This window comes from Aidingimonas halophila (assembly GCF_900106955.1).
GTDB lineage: Bacteria > Pseudomonadota > Gammaproteobacteria > Pseudomonadales > Halomonadaceae > Aidingimonas > Aidingimonas halophila.
Map to the genome: position 1 here is coordinate 117163 of NZ_FNNI01000005.1, position 25233 is coordinate 142395.

25 protein-coding genes are annotated in these 25233 nt (G+C 56.5%); 17 read left to right on the forward strand and 8 right to left on the reverse strand.

Going from position 1 to position 25233, the window contains the following annotated elements; all coding sequences use genetic code 11:
* The first annotated feature begins 90 nt into the window (after positions 1–90).
* The 7 genes from mobA to BLW01_RS10615 all read left to right on the forward strand — a co-directional run bounded on the left by mobA (position 91) and on the right by BLW01_RS10615 (position 5295).
* On the forward strand, positions 91–687 hold the full coding sequence (gene mobA, locus BLW01_RS10585; RefSeq protein WP_092569486.1) for a molybdenum cofactor guanylyltransferase MobA: 597 nt from the start codon (positions 91–93) through the stop codon (positions 685–687).
* 22 nt (positions 688–709) lie between these two features.
* Entirely contained in the window at positions 710–1312 is a 603-nt protein-coding gene (gene mobB, locus BLW01_RS10590) for a molybdopterin-guanine dinucleotide biosynthesis protein B (protein ID WP_092569970.1), read from the forward strand.
* On the forward strand, positions 1309–2577 hold the full coding sequence (locus BLW01_RS10595; protein ID WP_092569488.1) for a bifunctional molybdopterin-guanine dinucleotide biosynthesis adaptor protein MobB/molybdopterin molybdotransferase MoeA: 1269 nt from the start codon (positions 1309–1311) through the stop codon (positions 2575–2577). Before mobB ends, BLW01_RS10595 begins: the two co-directional genes overlap by 4 nt.
* An 11-nt stretch (positions 2578–2588) precedes the next feature.
* Complete coding sequence (gene moaC, locus BLW01_RS10600) at positions 2589–3383, forward strand: cyclic pyranopterin monophosphate synthase MoaC (protein WP_092569490.1); 795 nt, start codon at positions 2589–2591, stop codon at positions 3381–3383.
* Between the two features lies 1 nt (position 3384).
* Positions 3385–3834 carry a molybdopterin synthase catalytic subunit MoaE gene (moaE, locus tag BLW01_RS10605; RefSeq protein ID WP_092569492.1) on the forward strand — a complete coding sequence of 150 codons (450 nt, stop codon included), beginning with the start codon at positions 3385–3387 and terminating at the stop codon, positions 3832–3834.
* Between the two features lie 2 nt (positions 3835–3836).
* Positions 3837–4826, forward strand: coding sequence for a GTP 3',8-cyclase MoaA (gene moaA, locus BLW01_RS10610; protein WP_092569494.1), 990 nt, complete (start codon positions 3837–3839; stop codon positions 4824–4826).
* A gap of 175 nt (positions 4827–5001) precedes the next feature.
* Positions 5002–5295, forward strand: coding sequence for an H-NS family histone-like protein (locus BLW01_RS10615; RefSeq protein WP_092569495.1), 294 nt, complete (start codon positions 5002–5004; stop codon positions 5293–5295).
* A 75-nt stretch (positions 5296–5370) separates the two neighbouring features.
* Here the strand turns inward: BLW01_RS10615 and BLW01_RS10620 are convergent, their stop codons facing one another.
* The gene (locus tag BLW01_RS10620) at positions 5371–6942 is read right to left on the reverse strand and encodes a ribonuclease J (RefSeq protein ID WP_092569496.1); all 1572 of its coding nucleotides are present in this window, start codon (positions 6940–6942) and stop codon (positions 5371–5373) included.
* Between the two features lie 235 nt (positions 6943–7177).
* Between BLW01_RS10620 and purU the strand changes: the two genes are divergently transcribed.
* Positions 7178–8032, forward strand: coding sequence for a formyltetrahydrofolate deformylase (purU, locus tag BLW01_RS10625; RefSeq protein ID WP_092569497.1), 855 nt, complete (start codon positions 7178–7180; stop codon positions 8030–8032).
* 20 nt (positions 8033–8052) lie between these two features.
* On the opposite strand, the gene dinB is transcribed toward purU, so the two are convergent.
* Together dinB and lexA are read right to left on the reverse strand one after the other, a co-directional pair.
* Positions 8053–9120: a DNA polymerase IV gene (gene dinB, locus BLW01_RS10630; RefSeq protein ID WP_092569498.1), complete on the reverse strand. Its 1068-nt coding sequence runs from the start codon at positions 9118–9120 to the stop codon at positions 8053–8055.
* A gap of 6 nt (positions 9121–9126) precedes the next feature.
* The gene (gene lexA, locus BLW01_RS10635) at positions 9127–9795 is read right to left on the reverse strand and encodes a transcriptional repressor LexA (protein WP_092569500.1); all 669 of its coding nucleotides are present in this window, start codon (positions 9793–9795) and stop codon (positions 9127–9129) included.
* A gap of 208 nt (positions 9796–10003) precedes the next feature.
* On the opposite strand from lexA, the gene BLW01_RS10640 reads away from it, so the two are divergent.
* The 5 genes from BLW01_RS10640 (at position 10004) to BLW01_RS10660 (ending at position 14162) form a co-directional block, all read left to right on the forward strand.
* Complete coding sequence (locus tag BLW01_RS10640; RefSeq protein ID WP_092569501.1) at positions 10004–10672, forward strand: TetR/AcrR family transcriptional regulator; 669 nt, start codon at positions 10004–10006, stop codon at positions 10670–10672.
* A gap of 9 nt (positions 10673–10681) precedes the next feature.
* Positions 10682–11200 carry a L,D-transpeptidase gene (locus tag BLW01_RS10645; protein ID WP_092569503.1) on the forward strand — a complete coding sequence of 173 codons (519 nt, stop codon included), beginning with the start codon at positions 10682–10684 and terminating at the stop codon, positions 11198–11200.
* A gap of 101 nt (positions 11201–11301) precedes the next feature.
* Entirely contained in the window at positions 11302–12348 is a 1047-nt protein-coding gene (gene nagZ / locus BLW01_RS10650; RefSeq protein ID WP_092569505.1) for a beta-N-acetylhexosaminidase, read from the forward strand.
* Position 12349: 1 nt separating this feature from the next.
* The gene (locus BLW01_RS10655; protein WP_175529817.1) at positions 12350–13591 is read left to right on the forward strand and encodes a mechanosensitive ion channel family protein; all 1242 of its coding nucleotides are present in this window, start codon (positions 12350–12352) and stop codon (positions 13589–13591) included.
* Positions 13584–14162: a hypoxanthine-guanine phosphoribosyltransferase gene (locus tag BLW01_RS10660; protein ID WP_092569509.1), complete on the forward strand. Its 579-nt coding sequence runs from the start codon at positions 13584–13586 to the stop codon at positions 14160–14162. The genes BLW01_RS10655 and BLW01_RS10660 overlap by 8 nt, the downstream gene beginning before the upstream one ends.
* Positions 14163–14180: 18 nt before the next feature.
* Here the strand turns inward: BLW01_RS10660 and BLW01_RS10665 are convergent, their stop codons facing one another.
* A complete protein-coding gene (locus BLW01_RS10665; protein WP_092569511.1) occupies positions 14181–14624 on the reverse strand; it encodes a MerR family transcriptional regulator in 444 nt (147 codons plus the stop codon).
* A 115-nt stretch (positions 14625–14739) separates the two neighbouring features.
* Here BLW01_RS10665 and BLW01_RS10670 point away from each other — a divergent pair, with 115 nt between their 5' ends.
* The 3 genes from BLW01_RS10670 to BLW01_RS10680 all read left to right on the forward strand — a co-directional run bounded on the left by BLW01_RS10670 (position 14740) and on the right by BLW01_RS10680 (position 18326).
* Complete coding sequence (locus BLW01_RS10670; protein WP_092569513.1) at positions 14740–15852, forward strand: enoyl-CoA hydratase/isomerase family protein; 1113 nt, start codon at positions 14740–14742, stop codon at positions 15850–15852.
* Between the two features lie 68 nt (positions 15853–15920).
* Positions 15921–17102, forward strand: a complete 1182-nt coding sequence (locus BLW01_RS10675) for an acyl-CoA dehydrogenase (RefSeq protein ID WP_092569515.1) — start codon at positions 15921–15923, stop codon at positions 17100–17102.
* An 18-nt stretch (positions 17103–17120) separates the two neighbouring features.
* Complete coding sequence (locus BLW01_RS10680) at positions 17121–18326, forward strand: CaiB/BaiF CoA transferase family protein (protein ID WP_092569517.1); 1206 nt, start codon at positions 17121–17123, stop codon at positions 18324–18326.
* A gap of 33 nt (positions 18327–18359) precedes the next feature.
* On the opposite strand, the gene ppsR is transcribed toward BLW01_RS10680, so the two are convergent.
* A complete protein-coding gene (gene ppsR / locus BLW01_RS10685) occupies positions 18360–19193 on the reverse strand; it encodes a posphoenolpyruvate synthetase regulatory kinase/phosphorylase PpsR (protein WP_092569519.1) in 834 nt (277 codons plus the stop codon).
* A gap of 192 nt (positions 19194–19385) precedes the next feature.
* Between ppsR and ppsA the strand changes: the two genes are divergently transcribed.
* Positions 19386–21758, forward strand: a complete 2373-nt coding sequence (ppsA, locus tag BLW01_RS10690; RefSeq protein WP_092569521.1) for a phosphoenolpyruvate synthase — start codon at positions 19386–19388, stop codon at positions 21756–21758.
* Between the two features lie 35 nt (positions 21759–21793).
* Here ppsA and BLW01_RS10695 read toward each other — a convergent pair whose 3' ends face one another.
* The 3 genes from BLW01_RS10695 to BLW01_RS10705 all read right to left on the reverse strand — a co-directional run bounded on the left by BLW01_RS10695 (position 21794) and on the right by BLW01_RS10705 (position 25007).
* Positions 21794–23689, reverse strand: a complete 1896-nt coding sequence (locus tag BLW01_RS10695; RefSeq protein ID WP_092569523.1) for a glycerophosphodiester phosphodiesterase family protein — start codon at positions 23687–23689, stop codon at positions 21794–21796.
* Positions 23690–23758: 69 nt separating this feature from the next.
* Positions 23759–24247 (reverse strand): ribonuclease E activity regulator RraA, encoded by a 489-nt coding sequence (rraA, locus tag BLW01_RS10700; RefSeq protein WP_092569525.1) that lies wholly within the window; start codon positions 24245–24247, stop codon positions 23759–23761.
* A 157-nt stretch (positions 24248–24404) separates the two neighbouring features.
* Positions 24405–25007: a porin family protein gene (locus tag BLW01_RS10705; protein ID WP_092569527.1), complete on the reverse strand. Its 603-nt coding sequence runs from the start codon at positions 25005–25007 to the stop codon at positions 24405–24407.
* Positions 25008–25233 lie beyond the last annotated feature (226 nt).

Below are 25233 nucleotides of genomic sequence, written 5' to 3' on the forward strand. Positions count from 1 at the left end.
GTCAGGCCGGCTGTATGCCCACTCTGGCATTTGCGGTACCCTTTCAATCAATGAAGCCCATGGATGCCGTAGTTATCGGAAACTCGCCAAATGCATACCGAATCGTTATCTGGCCTGGTGCTTGCCGGCGGTCAAGGCCGCCGCATGGGAGGCCGTGACAAGGGGCTCGAGCCGTTTGCCGACGGCACACTGATCGATTATGCCTGTCGCCCCTTGCGCCGACATGTCAATGAGTTGTTGATCAATGCCAACCGCCATCTGGAGACATACCGTCAATATGGCGGGCAGGTCATTGTGGATAGACAAGGTGGATACCAGGGACCGCTCATGGGGATATGGAGCGGTCTGTGTGCGGCACATACCCAGTGGCTGGTCATCGTTCCTTGTGATAGCCCCATGTTGCCTGAATGTCTGGTCGAGAGATTATGGCAGGGCAAGGGAGAGCACGACATTGCCGTGGCCCATGATGGTGAAAGAGCGCATCCGGTAGTGGCCCTCATGCGAACCTCGCTGGCCGGCGATCTTGAGTCCGCCTTGCAGGCGGGGGAGCGAAAGATCGATCGCTGGTATGACCGCCACGCATGGTGTTATGTGGATTTCAGTGATTGTCCGGCGGCTTTCGTCAATCTCAACAGCGAGGATGACAAGACGATGCTGGAAGAGCGTCTTGCATCGCGTACCGGGTGACCAATGAGTGGAAATGTATGACATGACGCTATCACTCGATCAGGAACCGCTTCCGTTACTGGGTATTGCCGCCTGGAGCGGCACCGGCAAGACGACATTGCTCGAACGCTTGTTACCCGGCTTACGTGCCCGTGGATTGCATGTGGCCGTCATCAAGCACGCTCACCACCAGTTCGATATCGACCAGCCGGGCAAGGATAGTCACCGTCTGCGCCAGGTCGGGGCCAGTCCCATGGTGGTCGCGTCACGAGCCCGCTTTGCCTTGATGATGGAGACCCCGGACCAAGAGGAGGCCGACCTGCCGATGTTGATCGAGCAGGTTCGTCCACTCCGGCCCGATATGGTGCTGATCGAAGGGTTCAAGAGTTGGCCGTTGCCCAAGCTGGAATTATATCGGGCATCGTTGGGAAAGACGCTACTGGCACCTGAGGATCCTTGGGTGCGAGCGGTGGCCAGTGACGGGCCATTGTCGCTGCCTCGGGGTGTGGCGTCACTGGAGCTTGATGATCTCGATGGCATCACGGACTGGATCGCCGCCTGGCCGGCGCGCTGGTCTGCCATGCGGATGTCCCGACCAGAGACCGATGAGCAGTCCGACGTGCGCAGTGGGGAGGCCGGGTCATGACCTTGTCCTGTTTCGATCTCGGCGAGCGGATGCTTTCAGTGGATGAAGCGCTGTCGGCGCTGCGCGAATTCGTTCCCGGCCCTCTGAACAGCGAATATATACCGTTATCGTCTCTATTGGGGCGGGTAGCGGCGGAAGAGGTGGCATCGTCAATCAATGTGCCTCAGCAGACGAATGCGGCCATGGATGGCATCGCATTGGCGTGGCCAGGGAATGACGCCGGGCATCTTCGGTGGAAACTGGTAGGTCGTGTTCTGGCCGGGCAGCGATACGATACCGCCATTGCCCACGGCGAAGCCGTGGCCATTACCACCGGAGCACCGATGCCGGACGGGACCGATACGGTGATCATGAACGAGCAACTGACGCAATATCAGGACAGTGACGGCGTATCATGGGTCGAGGTGGCACGTCCGGAAACCGTCAAGCAGGGACAGAATGTGCGTCAGGCCGGGGAAGATGTGGCTCGCGGTGACCTGGCATTGTCTGCGGGAACCCGATTGAAGCCTCAGCACCTCGGACTCCTGGCATCGCTCGGTATTGCACAAGTCAGTGTGTATCGTCGTCCGCGAGTGACAATCTTTTCCACCGGCGACGAGGTCAATGCACCGGGAGAGCCGTTACCGGAGGCCGGTATCTACGATACCAACCGTTTCGCCTTGCTGGGGTTATTGCAACGCCTGGGATGTGAAATCATCGATGCCGGCATTCTTCCCGATCGGCGCGAGGCCATTCGAGCCGCCTTGCAAACGGCGGCCGGACAGTCGGATGCCGTGGTGACCAGTGGCGGCGTGTCGGTAGGAGAGGCGGATTGGATCAAGGCGGCACTGGATGATTTCGGCGAGTTGGGGTTCTGGCGTATCGCCTTGCGCCCGGGTCGTCCCTTGGCGTTCGGGTTGCTTGGTGAGCGTCGAGTCCCGTTCTTCGGTCTGCCTGGCAATCCGGTAGCAGTGGTGGTGACATTTCTGCAGTTCGTGCAACCGGCCTTGCGGCGTCTGGAGGGAGAGTTCAAGTGGACCCCTTGGCACCTGACGGCATTGGCCGAGAGTCCTTTGCGCAGCCGTCGCGGGCGTGTCGATTATCTCCGCGGCTTCTATCGTTGTGATGATCGGGGACAGCTGTGGGTGACCACTACCGGTCAGCAGGGATCTGGCATCCTGTCGTCGGTAGTGGCAGCCAATTGCCTGATTGAAATCGGCGAGGAGAGTGATGCCGTCGATCCTGGTGAATCCGTACTTGTGCTTCCCTTTCACGACTTGTTATGAGTGGGACTACCATGAAGAATCTGAGTCATATCAACGCTCGCGGCGAGGCCCATATGGTCGATGTCGCCGATAAAGAGGAGAGTCGCCGGGAAGCGGTTGCCAGTGGTTATATACAGATGCTTCCCGCTACCTTGGCGTTACTGGTCGATGGGGAGTTGCCCAAAGGTGACGTGCTGGCAACCGCACGCATTGCCGGTATTCAGGCGGCCAAGCGAACACATGAGTTGATCCCCCTTTGCCATGCATTGCCCTTATCGAACGTAGAGGTCGATTTTCAGATTGACGAAACCCATTCGCGGGTCCGTGTATCGGCCACATGTCGACTCAAGGGGCGAACGGGGGTGGAAATGGAAGCCTTGACCGCGGTTTCCGTGACGTGTCTGACGCTCTATGACATGTGCAAGGCGGTCGATAAGGGCATGATCATAGGCAGTATCCAGCTCGATACCAAGACGGGGGGTAAATCGGGTGACTATCGACGTGTCGCTGATGATGAACAGATCGTCACGGCGTCGTGTGGGGATGGCGAGATCGGGATGCCGAGCCGGCGATCGGGACTACGGGTCAAATGTCTGGCGGAGTTGCGGGAGCGGCTTGGCGTCCATGAATTGGACATTGAATTCGATGAGCTTGAGGTGGCCAATATTGCCGGCCTGAAAAAGGCGTTGCGAAATCGGGATTCGCGATTTTCACACTTGAGCGAGCAGCGAATACTGTGTGCCGTCAACCAGGTAATGGGGAGCGATGAAACCCCTTTGAGTGACGGCGACGAGGTGGCTTTCTTTCCGCCCGTGACGGGAGGGTGACATGAATCGTGTCCAGCAGACACCATTCGATCCGGGCGAAGAGCAGCGTGCATTGACGGATGGGCGAACCGATATTGGTGCCATTGTCAGTTTTACCGGGCTGGTTCGTGATTTCAACGAGCGGCCGGATGTCACCGGGTTGACTCTGGAACATTATCCGGGGATGACGGAAACGGCGTTGGCCGACATCGAGGACCAAGCGCGTCGTCGCTGGTCGCTGCAGGGGGTGCGAATCATTCATCGAGTCGGACGTCTGTCCCCCGGCGATCCTATCGTTCTTGTCGTCGTAGCCAGTGCGCATCGACGTGAGGCCTTCATGGCTTGTGATTTCATTATGGATTATCTGAAGACGCGCGCACCGTTCTGGAAAAAAGAGCATACCCATAGCGGCCACTATTGGGTAGCGGAGCGCGAAACCGATCAGCGCGATGCGAATCGCTGGGAGGAATGACAATGACAACATTGGTCGATAATTTCGATCGCCAGGTACGCTATGTTCGCATTTCGGTAACCGACCGTTGCGATTTCCGTTGTGTCTATTGCATGAGTGAAGACATGACTTTTCTGCCGCGTGCCCAGGTCCTGACTCTGGAAGAGTTGACCATGGTTGCCAGGGCATTCGTCGAGTTGGGGGTGGAAAAAATCCGCTTGACCGGCGGTGAACCGCTGGTACGTCGTGGTATTGATCAACTTGTATCGGATATCGGGGCATTGCCTGGACTCAAGGATTTCACCATGACCACCAACGGGGCCAGTTTGCGAAAGCATGCCGAAACCTTGCGTAAAGGCGGTATGCAGCGCCTCAATATCAGCCTCGACTCACTCGATGCCGAGCGTTTTCGTCGTGTGACGAGAACCGGGCAATTATCGAAAGTGATTGATGGAATACATGCGGCGAAAGAAGCGGGGTTCGAGCGTATCAAGCTCAACGCGGTCATCCTCAAAGGGCGCAATGATGATGAAGTGCTCGACCTGGTAGAGTTTGCTCGGCAGGAAAACGTGGATATCAGTTTCATCGAGGAGATGCCTCTAGGCGATGTATCTGATCATTCACGTGCCGAAACGTTCTGCTCCAGTGATGAAGTGCAAGCCATGATCGAACAGCACCATCCTCTGGTGCCTACGACGGAAACCACGTTAGGGCCTTCGCGCTATTTCCGAATGTCGGACAGCGATACCCGAATCGGATTTATTTCTCCGCATAGCCATAATTTTTGTTCTACCTGTAACCGTGTGCGTGTGACGGTGGAAGGGCGTTTGCTGTTATGCCTTGGCAATGAGCATTCGGTTGATTTACGAGAGGTCCTGCGACGTCATCCCGGTGATATGGATGTACTGAAACAGCGTATTATCGATGCGATGCCACTCAAGCCGGAACGTCACCATTTCACCACTGATGGCGATGTGCAGATCGTTCGATTCATGAACATGACGGGCGGTTGATAACTTAACCCACGACTATTTTCCGCGCTTTGCTTACGACTTGCCTCCTTTTTATGGCGCCTTGGCAGAAAATTTGTTGATTGACTTTTCTTGCCAAAGTGCCATATCTGCATATACTTTTTACCACAGTATCGTCAGATACCTTATTTGTTGACCCTCAGCATGGAGGAGGCCAATGTCTTCCGAATCCCTGGAGCGCATCGCTCGGAACAAGAATGTCGCTCGTGCTGCGGCACGCCAATTGAGTATGGAGCAGCTAAACAAGCTGTCTGAGGTGATCGGGGAGGTCATAGAGCAAAAACAGGAAGAGGAGAAAAAGCGCCGGGAAGAGGAAGCCATGAAGGAACGCAAGCTGGCTGAAATTCGAGAAGCGATCAATGATGCCGGGTTGTCAGTAAACGATCTCGTTCCGGAACAGCCCAAGCGGCGCCGTGGTCGTCCCCCCAAAAATGCCAACAAGAAGTCCTGATTGCTCTATTGCCCCGTCCGGCCAGCAGGTTCGGTCGGGCTTTAGCATAATGACTTCCGTGACTGCCCCGAGGGCTTAATTGGCAATCAGTTGTAGATGCACGGAAGGTAAATGGCGCATGTGGTTCGATAAATAGTCCAAGAGTAAAGGACGTAGTGCCTGACGAAGTTGGGCAAGATGCTCGTTGGCCAGTGTCGGCAAATGTTCATCTAGCCATTCCATCAGTGCCGTCTCGTCCAGAGGGGACGTCGTGTGGGAATCGATCACGGGTAGCCCGATACGGGACCACCCCTCTCCCTGTGGAGTAACGGGAATAGCCAGGAACAGTGTGCCGTGCCGATTGCCGTTGCCCATCGTTTCGTGAAATAACTCAGGCATGGGCATGACGCGGTTTCGATCGATCATGCAGGGGGGTTGAGGATAACGTGCTTCCCGTGTCAGTCCTTGCTCATCGAAACGGATCATGTCGCCGTTTACGGGAATCAAGGGGCAGTCGATACCCAGTTGCAATGCTAGGTCGCGGTGAGTCGTTTGATGGGCTTGCTCACCGTGGATCGGCAATAGATGGCGGGGGTTCACCCAAGCATAGAGCTGTCGAATTTCTTCCTGTCCCGGGTGGCCTGAGGCGTGCAGCGCAGGGTGGCTTTCGCCATCGTAGATGATGACGCCAAGTTGCCTGAGCCCTTGTTGCAGGCGCTCGATCAGCGGTTCGTTCCCCGGAATGGCCTTGGCTGAAAAAATGACGGTATCACCGGCGACCAACTCAAAGTTCGGGTGCTGACTTCGCGCCAGGCGGGACAATGCCGAGCGTGGTTCTCCCTGGCTTCCAGTGGCAATGACAAGTACCTCCTCCGGGGGAAGATAGCCAAGGTCTTGAACGGGGACGATTGGCGGAAAATCATCGAGGTAGCCCAGTCCTCGTGCAATAGTGACCATGCGTTCCATGGACCGACCCATCAGGCTGACACGTCTGCCACAACGTTCCGCAGCCCGTCCGATAGCCAACACGCGGGCAAGATTGCTGGCAAAGCAGGTCACCACGACTCGCCCCTTGCACTCCGGTATCGTCTGCTCAAGGGCTCGCGCCACGTCGCCTTCGTTTGCCGTCCCTTCACGCTCGGGAGCATTGGTGGAATCACCAACGATCAAATCGATGGGAGCGATCGAACGAAAGCGCTCGGGATCGGTGGGGAAGCCGATGAGAGGCTCGTTATCCAGCTTCCAGTCACCCGTATGGAGTACGCGCTGTGATGGCGTAACTATCAGTATCGCACAGCTTTCCGGAATCGAATGTGTCACGGGCAGGAAACGCACATTGAACGGACCGCATTCGCAGGCATCACCGGGGTCGATGATTCGAATGGCATCACCGGCCAGTCCATGATCATGAAATTTGGCACGCAATAGCGCGGCAGTGAGAGGAGTGGCATAAATAGGACAGCCCCAATAAGGCCATAGCCAGGCGATGGCACCGATGTGATCTTCATGGCCATGAGTCACCAATAAGGCGTCCGGAGTAATTGCCCGCTCGGTCAAGGTCGCCATATTGGGGACCTGTAGTGGGGTATCGGGGAGGTCCTGCCGGATCATCATCCCGCAATCGACGGCGATCCAGTGTCCCCCATAGCCATAAAGGCTGAAATTCATTCCTATTTCACCGCATCCTCCCAGAGTGAGAAATCGTAGAGCGGGGCGACGTCGACGATGAATCTGAACGCGGTGTTGGGTCATGCTGATAGGCCGTCAAGAAACAAAACGCCATCATACGGGATGGCCGAGTCGGCCCACAATGTATGTGACCGAACATGCCTCTATCCGCTAGACTAAGCGGCTGCAGAAGGCGACTCGCCACAACTTTCCACTCCCGCCGATGGTTTTACGCATGTCACACTACTATCGTTTGGTGGTTTCCTGCCCTGATCGTGTCGGTATCGTATCCCGAGTCTCCGGCTTCATAGCGGAGCAGGGCGGGTCGATCACTGAAGCGAATCAGCACTCCGATCTGATGACCGGCCAGTTCTTCATGCGTTATGAAATTCTGGCGGATTCCATTGCGATGGATGCGGAGACACTCAAGGAATCCTTCTCACCTATTGCTGCAGAATTCGATATGGAATGGGGGTTATCGGATACTTCGCATCGTCCCCGTGTGGTGTTGATGGTCTCGCAGGACTCCCATTGCCTGGTCGATTTACTGTATCGATGGACCGCCGCAGAACTGGATTGTGAGTTGGCGTGCGTGATTTCCAATCATGATGATTTGAGATCACTGGTTGAATGGCATGGTATCGATTACCACCATGTACCGGTTGATCGGCATGACAAAACGACGGCTTTTGCCGAGGTCGAACGGCTCATCGAAGAGGTCGAGGCCGATACCATCGTACTGGCGCGTTATATGCAGATTCTCCCGGCCGCATTGTGTGAGCGTTACCAGGGCAGGATCATCAATATTCACCACAGCTTCCTGCCATCATTTGCCGGTGCCAGGCCTTATCACCAAGCCTATGAAAGAGGGGTCAAGCTGATTGGTGCGACATGCCACTACGTCACTGCCGAATTGGATGCCGGACCGATTATCGAGCAGGATGTCCACCGGGTGACACATTGTCATACGACATCCGATCTGGTCCGGTTCGGTCGGGATATCGAGAAGCTCGTGTTGGCGCGTGGTTTACGCTGGCACTTGCAGGATCGGGTGTTGATTCACGGCAACAAGACGATCGTGTTTGCGTGAGGCGAGCTGGCTCGGGCCAATCAGACAGTACCCAGGGATAAACTCAGCTGGCGCTGGCCCTCGGGTGGTGTCAGACGGACCCCGACACCCAATAATCTGACGGGGCGCGGGTTGCGATACCAGATTTGTTCCAGTAGTGAGCGATAATGCGTTGAACTGGGCTCCTGTCCAGCGGTTTCCTGGGTCGTTATGCTGAAGTCGTCGAAGCGTACCTTGATGAATACCTTGTCCAGGGGCGGATTTCCCTGGCGCTCGAGTCGTTGTCTCAACTTGTGATTAAGTGGGTCAAGGGCCTGCGAGCATGCCTCGAAGTCAGGAAGGTCACGGTCAAATGTCGTTTCGACACTTACCGACTTGCGTTCGCGTGTCACGGCAACTTCCCGTTCGTCGATCCCGCGTGACAACTCATACAGGCGATAGCCGAATTTACCGAAGCGGTCGATAAGGATGTCGAGAGGCCATTCGCGCAGCTCCCCACAGGTATGAATGGCCATTTCTTCGAGCTTGGCGGCGGTCGCTGGGCCGACGCCGTGCAGTCGCTTGACGGATAACTCCTGTAGAAATGCGTCGACCCGTTCGGGTTCGATGACGCATAGACCATCCGGCTTGTTCCAGTCGCTGGCCACCTTGGCGAGAAATTTCGAGGGGGCCGCGCCGACCGATAGCGTGATCCCCGTGTGCTGGTAGGTCTCCTGCTTGAGCCATTGCGCCATCCAGGTGGCGCTTCCTCGAAAGCGTGTCACCGTGCTGACGTCTAGATAGGCCTCATCCAGCGACAATGGTTCCACCAACGCCGTGAGATCATGAAATATCGCTTGAATCTGCCGTGACACGACCCGGTAACGTTCGAAATCGGGGGGAAGCACCATGAGATCGGGACACAACCGAAGCGCTTTTGCCGTGGGCATCGCCGACCGCACGCCATAAGCGCGTGCAGGATAATTGCACGTCGCGATCACACCACGCTTTTCAGCACTTCCGCCAACTGCCAGCGGCACGTCGGCCAACTCCGGGCGGTCGCGCATTTCAACGGCGGCATAGAAGCAGTCGCAATCGGCGTGGAGAATCTTGCGAGTCGGTGTAGTCATGCCTATCTAGTGTAGCGCTTGCCCATTGCCACCCCGAATGACACCGACACCGACGCCTTCGATCTCCAGATGGTCGGTAGCCAGGTCGATCTCGATGGAGGGGTAGTCCGTATTTTCCGCAACCAAGCGGACATGTCGTCCATGGCGTTGGAATCGTTTAACGGTGACATCGTCTTCGAGCCTGGCAACCACGATCTGGCCGTCACGGACTTGATCGGTACGATGCACGGCCAGCAGGTCACCGTCGTAAATGCCGATATCTTTCATTGATAGCCCCCTGACACGTAGCAGATAGTCGGCTTTGGGACTGAAGAAATCGGGGGCCAGAGGGCAATAGCGATCCACGTGCTCCTCGGCCAGGATCGGGCTGCCGGCAGCAACCTCGCCGATGATGGGAAGTCCTGTACTGACGGGGTGGTTGTCACTATCGTCCTCGACGAGGCTAGGGTTGCCATCGTCCGATGCGATGAGGCGGATACCTCGCGATGTGCCGGCGATCATGCGAATCACGCCTTTCTTGTTGAGGGCGCGCAAATGCTCCTCGGCGGCATTGGGTGAGCGGAACCCCAGCGCTCTAGCTATTTCGGCACGAGTCGGCGGATAGCCCAACTCGTTCATGGTCTTGACGATGAAGTCATAGACATTCTGTTGGCGCGGTGTAAGCGAGCGGGCCATGTACCTCTCTCCATTATCGATGGCTACGTGATTAAGTATACAGCATGGAATTGTATCCAGTCATCGGTCAGTGTCAGCCATCCATCGGGATTGTGGCCACATTGTCGTGTCAGCGTTTGAAACGCGTTGGATTGTGAGGTGTGCCCAAGACGCGTACTATTATAGTACGTTTAAAACAAATGTTTATAATTTAACAAGAGACGAACTCATGGCTCAGAATGATACAGTGACGCGAATTCTCGATACCGCTGAAGTGTTGTTCGCCGAGCGCGGATTTGCCGAGACGTCACTGCGGCATATCACGAGTAAGGCCAGAGTCAACCTGGCAGCTGTCAATTACCACTTCGGTTCCAAGAAGTCACTGATTCAGGCAGTGTTCGCGCGATATCTGGATCCATTCACGGAGCGCTTCCATACCGTGCTCGATGACTTGGAGCAGCGTTATGCGGGCGAGGTGATTCCCCTCGAAGTGTTGCTCGACAATATGGCCAGAACGGTATTGGAGGTGCCTGCCGAGCGTAATAGCCTCAAGGTGTTCATGCGCTTATTGGGCTTGGCTTACAGTCAGGCCCAGGGGCATTTGCGCCGCTACATCCAGGAGCACTACGGTAGCGTATTCTCACGATTCTCGTCATTGGTGCGACAGGCAACACCGGAACTGCCGGATGCTGAGCGCTTCTGGCGGTTGCACTTCGTTCTGGGCACCGTGATCTTCACCTTGTCGGGATTGGATGCATTACGCGATATTGCAGAAAAGGACTATGGTGAACATGTCAGCGTGCGTGGGTTAATCGATCGGTTGCGTCCTGTGGTGGTGGCTGCCATGCAGGCCCCCTTGCCCCCGCTAGAAACCGATAATCTGTCTACCGCCAGTTGAGTGTCGTTCATGCACACCCCGTGTCTCGATCAATTACCGCCTTCAGTAGGGACCTGGCTGGAAATCGACCTGACCGAGCAGCGCCTGTATTTGTGCGAGGGCCAGGTCCGCGACACGACCTATGTTGTCTCGACCGGGGCTGCCGGTACTGGGCAATACGAGGGGAGTGGTCAGACACCGGCCGGGTGGCATTACATACGTGCCATGATCGGCGCGGGGATGCCGGTGGGTACGGTATTCCGAGGGCGACGTCCTACCGGAGAAGTTTATGTGCCGGGGTTGTCGGCGAAGTATCCGGGACGTGACTGGATATTGACACGCATCCTCTGGCTGTGCGGTCTGGAACCCGGTTGGAATCGCGGTGGTCAGGTCGATTCTCAACGCCGCTATATCTATCTTCATGGTACGCCACCTGACGAGCCAATGGGCATACCTGCTTCGCATGGTTGTGTCAGGTTACGTGATCCGGACCTGCTCGATGTCTTCGATCGTGTCACTCCCGGCACGCCGGTCTGGCTACACGATTGACGGCTTATCAAGCCGACGATCGGGATGATGCCATGTCGATCTCTGTTGTCTGATAATGCATTGCTCTAGAATCGTCGCCTTCAACGCCAAGGAACTTGCTCATGACTCAACCCCTCGGCCCTTTGATGCTGGATCTCGAAGGCACATGGCTGACGTCTGAGGAGAGCGATCTGCTCATGCGCCCCGAAGTGGGCGGTGTCATTCTGTTCTCCCGCAACATCGAGGATGCCGGCCAGGTGCAGGCGCTGTGTGAAGAGGTTCGTCGTGTGCGTCCTGATTTACTCCTGGCCATCGATCAGGAGGGGGGACGTGTCCAGCGTTTGCGCGAAGGCGTGACCCGTTTACCGTCCATGGCGGTGTTGGCCTCGGGATACGATGAACAGCCGGAAACCGTGATTCAACGTTGCCAGGATGCCGGTTGGCTGCTTGGTCTGGAAATGGCGGCATGTGGGTTGGATATCGTTTTTGCGCCGGTTCTGGATGTGGACAGTGGTATCTCGTCGGTTATCGGTGACCGCAGCTTTTCGCACAGCCCTGAAGTGGTCACAGCGCTGGGTGGCGCATTCATCGACGGGTTGCATGAAGCGGGGATGGTGGCCATTGGCAAGCATTTCCCCGGGCACGGCGGCGTGGAAGCCGATTCGCACCACGAGGTTCCCGTCGATCCACGTCCTATGGAGACGCTGCGTGCACGTGATCTCGTTCCTTTTGCCGCGTTGGCGTCACGACTCCAGGGGGTGATGCCCGCTCATGTCATCTACTCCGCTTTCGATCATCGGCCGGCCGGATTCTCGCCCTATTGGTTGGGCATGTTGCGTGAGGATGTCGGATTCAAGGGAGCGATCTTCTCCGATGACCTGTCCATGACAGCCGCCGGTGTGGCCGGAGGCACCGCCCATCGTGTCACCGCTGCGTTGGATGCCGGCTGTGACATGGCATTGGTATGTAATGACCGTGAAGCGGTCCTGTCTGCGCTCCCGATCTGTCAGGAGCGACAAGGCAAACGTCACGCACGGCTGCGCTATGGCCGGGCCAGGCCCAACCTCGATTCGCTATCCGCCTTGTCCCGCTGGCGTCGCACTCATGCGCGCCTTGAAGCCCTGGCCAGCACGCCTACAACCGGTGGCACTCGTCAAGACGGACGTTGACATGCAGGAATGGATAACGCCTCTGGAGACGCTCATCGAGGCACGTCTAGGCGTGCCGACATGGTTGGTGATTCCTGTGTTGATCGTCCTGGTCACGATCGTCATCGATCTGCTGGCCTGGCTGATCATCTGGCGCCTGGGCCCATTGTTGGAGCGCACCCGCAACCGCTGGGATGACACGATCATCATGGCGTTACGCAAGCCCTTGCGGGTCTGGATCTGGAGCATGGCATTCATTGGCCTGCTACGGTTCACTGGCTTGCGACTGGAGCTGAACTGGATCAACGACAATGATGGCCGTGTCGCCGGGCTATTCAGTTTGTTGATGCTTGCCTGGGTTGGTGTGCGTCTGGTCGGCCTGATCGAGCAGCGGCTCATATTTCCGCCTGCGAAACACAAAGCGAAATCACTGGATCCCACGACGGCATCGGCCATCAGCAAAGTGGTGGGTGCCGCTATCATGGTGGTCGTGTGTCTGCTCGGGTTTCAGCTGTTGGGAATGAATCTGTCGGGCTTGTTGGCCTTTGGTGGTATCGGTGGAATCATGATCGGTTTCGCCGCTCGGGATGTGCTGGCGAATTTCTTCAGTGGTCTGGCAATTCATTTGGATGACCCATTCAAGGTGGGTGACTGGATACGCTCGCCGGATCGAGATATCGAAGGCATCGTGGAAGATATCGGTTGGCGTTTGACGCGCATTCGAACGTTCGATTCCCGGCCTCTTTACGTTCCGAATGCCACATTCAGCAATATCAGCGTGGAAAATCCTTCTCGGATGTTCAATCGACGCATCTTTCAACAACTTGCCCTGCGTTACTGCGACATCGTTCAGGTTCGCGATATCGTCAATGATGTGCACCGTATGCTGGAAGAGCATGAACACATAGATCATCAACAAGCGACACTGGTGAACTTCCAGCGCTTCGGTGATGACAATCTGGAACTCTTTCTGCATGCCTACACTCGTACCACTGATTGGGCCGAGCACCAGGATATTCAACAGGACATATTATTGCGTATCGCCGACATCATCACCTCTCATGATGCCGCTCTGGCCACGCCGGCACGTGAAATCCATCTCTATGACGAGACAAGGCCCGTTAGTCACGATAGGGATGAGCAGCGTGCTGCCAGCGACCATCCGGGAACTCCGGGTCAATACCGTTCGACCGGTTCGCGCCCATTGCGAGGCGACGAGCCTTCAGCCAATTCTCAAGTCAGTGATCAGGATGCCGATGCCTAAGCTTTTGCCCGATGAACAGGACTCCTTGAGCAGCATGCGTGACCTCATGAACAATGCCGATTGTCTGATCGATCAGTCGCAGGTTGAACAGGCATTGGACCGTATGGCAGCTGATATCACCGCCTCGTTGGGTGATAAGCTGCCGGTATTCTACTGCGTCATGAATGGTGGGTTGATTACCACCGGCCATTTGTTGACGCGCCTGGGGTTCCCGTTGGAGGTCGACTACCTGCATGCGACGCGCTACCGCGGCGATACGCGTGGTGGTGAGCTGTTCTGGCGTGTCTCGCCCGAGATCCCCATGGCCGGTCGGCATGTCGTCATTGTCGATGACATTCTCGACGAGGGGACCACCCTGGCGGCAATCCTCGATTATTGCCACCAAGCCGGCGCTGCCAGTATTTCCACTGCGGTATTGGTCGATAAACGTCATGACCGTAAGGCGGTTGCTGGCCTGAAAGCCGACTATTGCGGCCTTGAAGTGGCGGATCGCTACGTGTTCGGTTTCGGTATGGATTACAAGGGATATTGGCGCAATGCACCGGGAATCTTTGCACCGAGGGGGCAATAACCTCCCGCCACTGTCGGTTTAGTGTCGTTCGAGCAACGTGTCGAGTGCCTCGCGGCACTGATTTTCGACGTCGTCGAGTTCGCGCTGCATCAGCTTGATGTCCTCGAGTCGCCGTTGCATCTCGGTGCGCTTTTCGGCCAGCAATTCCATCAATCGACGTAATTGCTGGATATCGCCATCAGGCATGGCATCGTACAGGGTCACCACCTCGCGTATTTCGGCCAGAGAGAACCCCAGCCGTTTGCCGCGTAAGGTCAACTTGAGTCTGACGCGTTCGCGATCGCGATAGATCCGGGTCTGGCCGCGTCGCTCCGGCTCCAGGAGACCTTCTTGCTCATAGAAGCGGATAGTGCGGGAAGTGATGCCGAAGTGGCGCGCCAGTTCGCCGATCGTATAGGTGCGTGCGGCCCCTGATGTCGTGGAAGATGATGAGGATTTGCTTGTACGATGAGGCGTGGCCATACACGTTTTCCCCCGCAGTTGATTCGGTCAAGTTGACGTTGACGTCAAGTGAAGAAGTGCATTGTGTGGAATCTCGTTGATGGGTTCAACCCGACAATAAGAAGGAGAGCATTGCATGACGGAGACTCCTGTACGATTTGAAGAAAAGTCGGTGCGTAACGGTGGCCGAATTGGTATTGCGATCCTGAATGCGCCCCGCTCGCTCAATGCACTGTCACTGGCGATGATCGATGCCTTGACGTCACGCTTGGATGACTGGGCGCAAGACGATGCTATCGTGGCGGTATGGCTTGAAGGTGAGGGTGACAAGGCCTTCTGTGCCGGAGGCGATATCGTTGCACTCTACCGTGCCATGCAGCATGGCGAGGCTGAGGTGCAAGCGTTTGCGACACGTTATTTCACGGCTGAGTATGCTCTGGATCACCGGATTCATGTCTATCCCAAACCATTGCTGGTATGGGGAGATGGCATCGTGATGGGAGGTGGTTTAGGGCTGATGGCCGGCGCGAGGCAGCGTCTGGTTACAGAAACGTCACTGCTGGCCATGCCTGAGATCACCATCGGTTTGTATCCCGACGTTGCCGCCAGTTGGTTTCTCAATCACATGCCCTCTGGGATAGGCGCCTATCTGGCGCTTACGGGAGCCCAGTTGAACGCCAGGGATGCGCTTGACCTGGGATTGGCCGATCGTTTCATCCCCCGAGAGCGGCGTAACGAGCTGTTGGAAGCCCTGTTGGACGCCGATTATTCCGCAGGACTCGAGGAGGCAGCGATCATGTCCGTGCTCGATGCGTTCGAGGCGCGTTCCCTGGCACCACCTGGGCGTGTCTGGTGCGAGCGGGATCATGTGCATGCCTTGACAGGGGTAGCGGATGTTAACGACGCCGTGTCACGTATTCTCGATGATTCCCGGGAGGATAATTCCTGGCTGACCGATAACCGGACACGGTTGGCGTCCGGCTGTCCCCTGACGGCGCACATCGCCTGGCGCATGCTGGAGAGACATCGTCACTCGAGCCTGTCCGATGTTTTTCGTGATGAATTGAATCTCTCCGTGCAATGCTGTCTTCAGGGCGATCTGGGTGAAGGTGTGCGTGCTCTGCTGATCGACAAAGATAAACGACCTCGTTGGCGACATGCAGATGTCGCCGATGTATTGGAGTCCGATGTCGAGGCGATGCTGACTCCATTGTGGAGTGAACCGACACATCCGTTACGGCATTTGTGAAGCGACGCTTGGCATTCATTCCCGTTTAGTCTACATTAATCAAAAATGTAGATATTTTGGAGTTCGCCATGAGTCAGATTGCCCCCATGACCTGGGATGATCCGTTTCGCCTGATCGATCAGCTCGATGAAGAGGAGCGTATGGTTCAGCAGACGGCCCGGGATTATTGCCAGGACAAGCTGTTACCCCGGGTCATCGAAGCCAACCGCCATGAGCATTTCGATCGAGCCATCCTCACCGAAATGGGTGAGTTGGGTCTGTTGGGGGCGACTATCGATGGATATGGCTGTGCCGGACTCAACTATGTCAGCTATGGATTGATAGCCCGTGAGGTCGAGCGAGTCGATTCCGGTTATCGCAGTGCGATGAGCGTGCAGTCGAGTCTGGTGATGTTTCCCATACATGCATTTGGCAGCGACGCTCAACGCGAGAAGTATCTTCCCAAACTGGCGAGTGGCGAGTGGGTCGGGTGTTTTGGTCTGACGGAACCGGATCACGGCTCCGACCCTGGTGGCATGGCAACGCGAGCAAGGCGAACCGATAACGGGTGGCGTCTCAATGGCACCAAGACCTGGATCACGAACTCACCGATCGCCGATGTTTTCGTCATCTGGGCGCGTGACGAGGACGATTGCTTGCGTGGTTTCATTCTCGAAAAGGGGATGAAAGGACTCAGTGCGCCCAAGATCGATGGCAAGTTCAGTCTGCGTGCTTCCATCACCGGCCAGATCGCTATGGAAGATGTCGAGGTCGACGATGCACAACGGCTCCCGAACGTCGAAGGGTTCAAGGGGCCTTTTTCGTGTCTGAACCGAGCCCGTTACGGGATTGCCTGGGGCAGCATGGGCGCGGCCGAAGCATGCTGGCATGGCGCTCTCGAGTATACGCTGGAGCGCAAACAATTCGGCCGACCGCTGGCCGCCAATCAATTGATACAGAAGAAACTGGCCGATATGCAGACCGAGATTACGCTGGGGCTTCAGGCCGCACTGCGTGTCGGCCGGATGATCGATGAGGGGCAGCTGGTTCCAGAGACGATCTCGCTGATCAAGCGTAACAATTGCGGGAAGGCACTCGATATTGCCCGTGTGGCCCGTGATATGCACGGCGGTAACGGCATCGCCGACGAATATCATGTCATCCGTCATGTCATGAATCTTGAGGCCGTGAACACGTATGAAGGCACGCACGACATACATGCTCTGATTCTGGGACGTGCCCAGACCGGTATACCAGCCTTTGCCTCATGACAGTGTTCGGAGAATGACATGACACAACCGCTCGAAGGGCGCCTGGTGCTCGATATGTCGCGCGTGCTGGCGGGACCTTGGGCAGGTCAGATGCTGGCGGATCTCGGGGCTCGGGTCATCAAGATCGAACGGCCACAGCGAGGTGATGACACGCGTAGCTGGGGCCCGCCTTGGTTGGAAGACCGTGCCAATGATGTCCATGAGGCGGCTTATTATCTTTGTGCCAATCGGGGCAAGCAATCGTTGGCCATCGATATCGCTCACCCGCAGGGACAGGCGTTGGTACGCCGCCTGGCTGAAGACGCCGATATTCTGATCGAAAACTTCAAGGTCGGTGGGCTGGAACGTTATGGGCTGGATTATGCCACCTTGGCTAGAACCAACCCCGGTTTGATCGGTTGTTCCATCACCGGTTTCGGTCAGGACGGGCCTTACGCCAAGCGAGCCGGATACGATTTCATGATCCAGGCCATGGGCGGTTTGATGAGCGTGACAGGAAATCCCGATGGCATGCCGATGAAAACCGGGGTCGCCATCACGGATGTCATGACCGGCCTGTACGCTGCCATCGGCGTGTTGGCGGCACTCGATGAGCGCAGCCGCACAGGGCGGGGCCGATATATCGACGTGGCGTTACTGGATGTTCAGATCGCCACCCTTGCCAATCAGGCACTCAATGCGCTGGTTGGCGGAAAGGATCCCGACCGTCATGGTAATGCACATCCCAATATCGTACCGTATCAGGCCTTTGCCTGCCGAGATGGCTACCTGGTGTTAACGGTGGGCAATGATGAGCAATTCGCTCGTCTGGCCGATTTGCTGGGCAAGCCGGAGTGGCGTAATGATCCGGCGTATGCGACCAATGCGGCGCGCGTCACGCATCGTGAAATGCTGGTACCGATGATTGCAGAATGTCTACTGGCACGGGATCGCGACGACTGGCTGTCCGAGTTCGAGCGCTGCGGTATTCCCGCCGGGCCTATCAACTCCATCACCGAAGCGTTACAGGATCCCCAGGTACAGCACCGAGGGATGGTGACGCAGCTGATGCGAGGCGAGGTACCCATCCCGCAAGTTGCCAATCCCTTACGTTTTGATGGAGCGACACGTACCAGCCAGCGCCCACCGCCATCATTGGGTCAGGATAGTGACGACGTGCTGGCTGGGATGGGACTGACATCGGCCCAGATCGCCGAACTGCGTAAACAGGGAATCGTATCCTGACGTTCTCCGGAACGAATATCGGTTGCCTGCCTCCTAGTGGGGAGAAAAGCGTCGGCTGAGACCGGTTTCGGCAATCATGCGCGTGGATATCTCCTCGATGGAGAACCGGGTCGTGTCGATGTGCGGAATATGCAGGCGACGGTAGAGCGTCTCGGCCTGCTGAACTTCCTGAAGACACTGGTCCATTGAGCAGTAACGGCTGTTGGGACGTCGTTCGCTGCGTATCGCTGCCAGCCGCCGGGCATCGATCGTCAGGCCGAACAACTTGTGACGATAAGGTGCGAGCACCTCCGGCAATTTCAATATCCCGTCTTCATCCTGGTCGTCTTCGGTGAGCGGGTAATTAGCCGCGCGAATACCGAACTGGAGTGCCAGATATAGCGAGGTCGGCGTCTTGCCACAGCGGGAGACCCCGATCAGGATCACGTCCGCCTTGTCGTATTGGTGCGTGCGGGCGCCATCGTCGTTATCGAGCGCGAAGTGGACCGAGTGAATGCGATCCATATAGACCTCATCCTGACCGATGGAGTGGGTTCGGCCGACCGTATACGTCGAGTGAGTCGCCAACTCCTGTTCCAGCGGTGCAAGAAAAGTCGAGAAGATATCGACCTTGAAGCCTGGTGCCTGGTTGATGATGTTGCGTATCGCGGCATCGACGATGGTATCGATGATGATGGGGGTGGAGCCATCGCGTATGGCGGTGGCTTCAATGACCTGAACAAGGGCATATGCTTTGTCTGTCGTGTCGATATAAGGCTTTGTTATCTTGTTCATGTCGACGGTTTCGAACTGAGCCAACAGGCTTCGTCCCAGCGTTTCTGCGGTAATACCGGTACCATCGGAGATGAAAAAGGCCGTGCGTGACATGAAAGGGTCCGCTATTGATGAATGATCGACTACACAATGCCCTACGATAGCTCGATTGTTGTAAAAATTCTCCAGTGACTTCGCTGTTAGACGAATGGCGAATACGGTTCCCGCCTGATAGGGTGCGAGTCACTTTGCGATCAGTGGCAACAGCACCGGTATTGCCTCATCTGTGAGAATGAAGGGGGTTGCGTGAACGAGTACATTCTGTGGTTCGACCAACTGGGCATGGATGACGTCAGCCGGGTGGGTGGCAAGAACGCCTCGCTGGGCGAAATGATTTCGCACCTGGCCGAGGCTGGTGTCAGCGTTCCCGGAGGTTTTGCGACAACAGCGCATGCGTATCGGGAATTCCTGGCCCATGACGGTCTCAACGAGCGGATCAACGACGCCCTGGCGCGACTGGATGTCGACGATGTCGCGGCACTGGCCAGAACCGGCGCCGAGATTCGGCAATGGGTTATCGATACCCCGTTGCCACCTACGTTCGAACAGGTATTGCGAGAAGCCTATCAGGAACTCGTTTCGCGTTATCCCAACCTCAAGGCCGCCGTGCGTAGCTCAGCGACGGCGGAGGATCTCCCCGATGCATCGTTTGCCGGCCAGCAGGAAACCTTTCTGAATATCGATGGGTTCGACAATATCAAGCGGGCCGTCCATGAAGTATTCGCCTCGCTGTTCAATGATCGTGCCATCGCCTACCGTGTCCATCGAGGGTATCCCCACGAAAACGTCGCGTTATCGGCGGGTATCCAGAAAATGGTGCGTTCCGAGACCGGTGCGAGTGGTGTGATGTTCACGCTGGACACCGAATCGGGTTTTCGCGATGCCGTATTCGTGACTGCCTCCTGGGGGTTGGGGGAAACGGTCGTACAGGGTGCTGTCAATCCGGACGAATTCTATGTTCACAAACCGACCCTGAAAGCGGGACGTCCTGCCGTCCTGCGCCGCAACCTTGGTTCCAAACTGATCAAGATGGTTTATACCGATGATGCCAGTGCCGGTAAATCGGTAGCTACGGTGGATGTACCGCTCGAGGATCGAGCACGTTTTTGTATCAACGACGACCAGATCATGGAACTGGCCCGTCAAGCGGTCACCATTGAATCTCATTATGGTCGTCCCATGGATATCGAGTGGGCGCTGGACGGTGATGACGGGCACCTCTATATCGTTCAAGCCCGTCCAGAAACCGTGGTCTCTCAGCAGGAAGGGGGAAAGCTCGAGCGATTCCATCTGCACGAAAAGGGCCGCACATTGGTTACAGGGCGCGCCATCGGGCAGCGTATCGGCCGAGGTACCGTGAAAGTCGTCATGACGCCGGACGATATGGATAAGGTACATGATGGCGATGTCCTGGTTACCGATATGACGGATCCTGATTGGGAGCCGGTCATGAAACGGGCCTCGGCTATCGTCACGGATCGTGGCGGGCGCACATGTCACGCAGCGATCATCGCTCGCGAGCTGGGAATACCTGCGGTGGTCGGTTGTGGTGAGGCGACCGAATGCCTTACAGAAGGGCGTGATGTGACGGTATCCTGCGCGGAAGGGGATACCGGTCATGTCTATGACGGTTTGCTCGATTACGAATGCAAGACCACCAGTGTCGATGCGATGCCGGAGCTGCCGTTCAAGATCATGATGAACGTCGGCAACCCCGATCGCGCCTTTGCTTTCTCCAGCCTGCCCAATGCGGGAGTCGGTCTGGCGCGGCTGGAGTTCATCATCAACCGCATGATCGGGGTTCACCCCAAGGCACTGAAGGATTACGACACGCTACCGATCGATCTACAGCAGATCATTGACGTGCGTACTGCCGGTTATGATGACCCGGTCAGCTTCTATGTCGACAAATTGGTGGAAGGTATCTCGACGCTGGCCGCAGCGTTCTATCCGCAACGCGTCATCGTGCGACTCTCCGACTTCAAATCGAACGAATACGAGAACCTCATCGGCGGTAAACTCTACGAGCCGGGGGAGGAAAACCCGATGCTCGGTTTCCGCGGCGCATCACGCTATATCGCGGAATCCTTCCGTGATTGCTTTGAACTGGAGTGTCGAGCCATTCGACGGGTGCGCGATGTCATGGGGCTCGATAATGTCGAGATCATGGTGCCTTTCGTTCGCACTCTCGATGAGGCGAGAGAGGTTAATGAACTACTTGCAGCCTGTGGCCTGGAACGCGGTCAGAATGGACTTCGCATCATCATGATGTGTGAGTTGCCTGCCAATGCGTTGCTCGCGGATGAGTTTCTCGAGTATTTCGATGGTTTTTCGATCGGTTCCAACGACCTGACGCAGCTCACCCTGGGGCTGGACAGGGATTCAGGGGTCATTGCGCACCTGTTTGATGAACGCAATCCGGCCGTGAAGAAATTGCTGTCCATGGCCATTGCCGCCTGCAAGGCGCAAGGTAAGTATGTGGGGATATGCGGTCAGGGGCCCTCGGACCACCCGGATCTGGCCAAGTGGCTGATGGAACAGCAGATCGATTCGGTCTCTCTCAATCCCGATGCCGTGCTGGAGACCTGGTTCATGCTGGCGGGCGAGACGTTGGCCTGAGGACGTATCCTCCAGACGACGGCAAAGCGGCTCGATTACGAGCGCAACCAGTTGCGCAGCTTGACCAGCATGAGTTCGCCGTCGCTGAGGTCTCGCCGGATATCGAGTAGCTCGGTCAAGGTGGCCGGACGGTCAGTAATGATGTTGTCGACACCCATGTCGATCAGGCGTGACATGTCGGCGGGATCGTTGACCGTCCAGGCGTGGAGTTCATGGCCATAACGAGATGCGGTTTCGATATCGTCCTCGCTGATTCGGTTGTACCGTAGTCCGAGGATATCGAAGCTGCTCCGGTCCAGCGCACCGGGCAGGACGAATTGGGCGAACAGGGTGGTATGTATTCGTGGCGCCCTGGCTTGTACCTCGCGGACCAGAGTCGGCGACATGGAAGCGATGATGATTTCATCGAATATATTCGGGTTGCCGCAACGGTGTCGTATCGCTTGTTGCTCATGGCAGGTCTCTCGAACTTCCTGTTCTTCTTCCAACGCCTCGATGACAGCATCGATCAGACGACCGGCCGTACCGGCGCTGGGCTTCAGCTCGATGTAGAGTTTGCCGCGTCCACGGGTGTGGTCGAGTGCTTCTTCCAGTGTCGGAATGCGTTCTCCCTGATAGGGGTCGCCGAACCAGCTGCCGACATCCGCGGTTTTCAACGTCTCCAGCGGGGTATCGGCAATGACCATTGAACTGCCGCTCAAGCGTTGCAGGTTGCTATCGTGAAATAGCACCACTTCGTTGTCGCTGGTCAAGCGGACATCGATCTCGATATAGTCCGCGCCATCGACGATCGCCTGTTCGATGGCGGCAATCGTGTTTTCGGGAGCCGCCATCGAACTGCCGCGATGGGCCGTGACCGTGACATCATCACGTAGCTCGAAACTGTTGAGAATGCTCCAGGCCTGGAAAATCGCAATAAACATCACGAGAGCCTCCGCTGCCCAGGCCAATCCCCAGGGGTGGTTACCCGGTGGCGGTGGAGCCGGTCGCGGCTGTCGATGTGCCAGTCGAAGATACAGACAACTCATCAGCAAACTGTTGGCGGCGATACCGACAAAGGTCACGGCCAGGGTCAAGATCAAGTAAATGACCAGATAGGCCAGCATCGTCGGAATGACGATGCGGGTATCTTCGTTGATAAGGTCCAGAAGCGGTATGGCAGCACTGTTGAATAACCAACTGGTGGTGATTGGTAATGCCACGATAGCCAGTACGACCACGGCGACGGGAGTGAACAGTCGCGATTTATGTCCGCGGGTGAGCTGATGGCTACGGGTCAGTGCAACGTGCGGAGAGACGCCTTCGAGAATCAGAGCCGGTAACGACAGGTGCCAACGAAGGAACAGTCGTGATGCCAGATAAAACCATAACAACACGATGGGGATGCAGGCCGTGATGAAATACCAGAAGGCGGGGGGGCGTATACGTTGAATGTAGTAGCTGTCCAGATGCCCCAGCAGCAGCTCATAGAGCCAGCCGAGGGCGAGCAGTCCAGGCAGAGCGAGCAGGAGATGGGCGCCGACTTGTATCACGGTGAGTGCGGCCACCCCCGGCAAGCGCCAAGCGACGGACCAGAGTGCCTCGATGGCAACGCGGTAGCGATTGCCGCGCGGTCGAATAGCTACCAGAATCATGCCGGCTTGTTGCAGGTAGAGAATCAGGAATGTCAGGGACAGTGTCGCCAGCGCCCAGAACACGCCCAAGGGAGAGAGTATCAATTCCCATAGTTGATGGTTGGTAATGATCGGGCGGTTGATCTGGCGGAGCAGATTGGCGAGTGACCAGGCCGTGGCCGGCAACAGGACGGTCACGGCCAAGACGGTGAAAAATAGATGGAAAATGGCCAATGGCCGTAAATGCTCACGCAGTGAGCGGACGACATCCTTGGTCAGCCTGACGAATGTCAGGTTGGCATCGGCATGATCAGGCATGCCGGTTACTCTCGCATTGCGCGCATCGCTTGGCAATGCCAGCCATCAAACGCCATGAGTCCAGCCACCTCAGTTTTCAAGAGGGAGCCGGTCATCGGCGATGAGAATGCCATTGTTGTCGGCATAGAGCCACTGTCCTGGAGTGATGGTGACACCGGCGAATGTCACATCGACATCGCGTTGCCCTTCACCATGCTTCTCGCTCTTGCGGGGATGCGTTCCCAATGCCTGAATACCGAGGTCTGTTTCCGCCAGCACATCGATGTCCCGGACACATCCATATATGACAATGCCCGCCCAGCCGTTACCGGCGGCTTGTTCGGCGAGCATGTCGCCCAGTACTGCACATCGCGTCGATCCACCGGCGTCCACGACCAGCACGGCGCCCTCACCGGGTTCGGCAACGGCTTCCTTGATACGGGAATTGTCTTCGAAGCACTTTACTGTACGGATTGGACCGTAAAACGCATCAGGTCCTCCGCAGTTGACGAAAATCGGATCAAGCACCTCAACCTGAGGGTGCGCATCGCAAATGTCCGGCGTGATGATGTGGCTCATGATAAAGGCTCCATGATGTTGCGAATTGATGTGCCTGGAATCATGCCATAGTCATCGCGCAGGTAAATCCTTCCATGGCCTTACTGGCCTTGCCGCTGGACAATAAAATGCCGGACAGGTTGTCCGGCATTATAAGAACACGGTGACGACGGGGCCTTCAGAAACGCCAGCCGGCTGAGGCGGTAAAGGTGTCGATCTGGTAGTCGCTGTCGAAATCGTAACGTTCGTATTCGGTACGTACCATGAATGGATCGAAGTTGAATTGTGCGCCGACACCGTACACCGGATCCGTGCCATCATTGTCCTTGAGGTCGACATTGGCATTACCCAGATTACCATCGACATCGGTTTTCCAATCGGCCATCCCAACCTTGGCGAATGCCGTGAACCAGGATGTAACGGGCAATTGGCCTATCAGGTTGACTCCGTAGGCATCCGACTCCAGGTCGGTGTTGGCACCATCATTACCCTTCAGGCGAGTACGTCCGAGGTCTGCATAAAAGAGTTCCGTCGCGAAGTAGGGCGAGAATTCATAGCCGACAAACCCTTTCCAGACATTGTCGTCATCGTCCAGCTCATAGTCCTCGGCGCCGGCTTCAACAAAATCGTCGACGTCGTCTCGGTCATTTTCCAGTGAACTGAATCCGGTGCCGAGACCGAAATAGAGCCCCTCGACATCGCTGGGTGCAGCCATGAGGCTGGTGGCTCCCAGGAGGGTGGAGGATGCTAGTGAGGCGGCAACAATCGTCTTGATTTGCATAGTCTCTCTCCTTGAAAACAGAGAACGCTCAGGTTGCGATGACACTGGCCACATACCTTGCCGCCTTCCGTGTCGGCAAACACACGTATGACTCATTTACTGTAGGTGTGGTCTGATGATGTAGACAATGTTTGCCCTGTGAAAAAACGTACGGAGGCTGTTGCCATGTGCCGACAAAAAAAACACCCCGCACAATTCGGCGGGGTGTTTCGGTCATCGGCTCCGG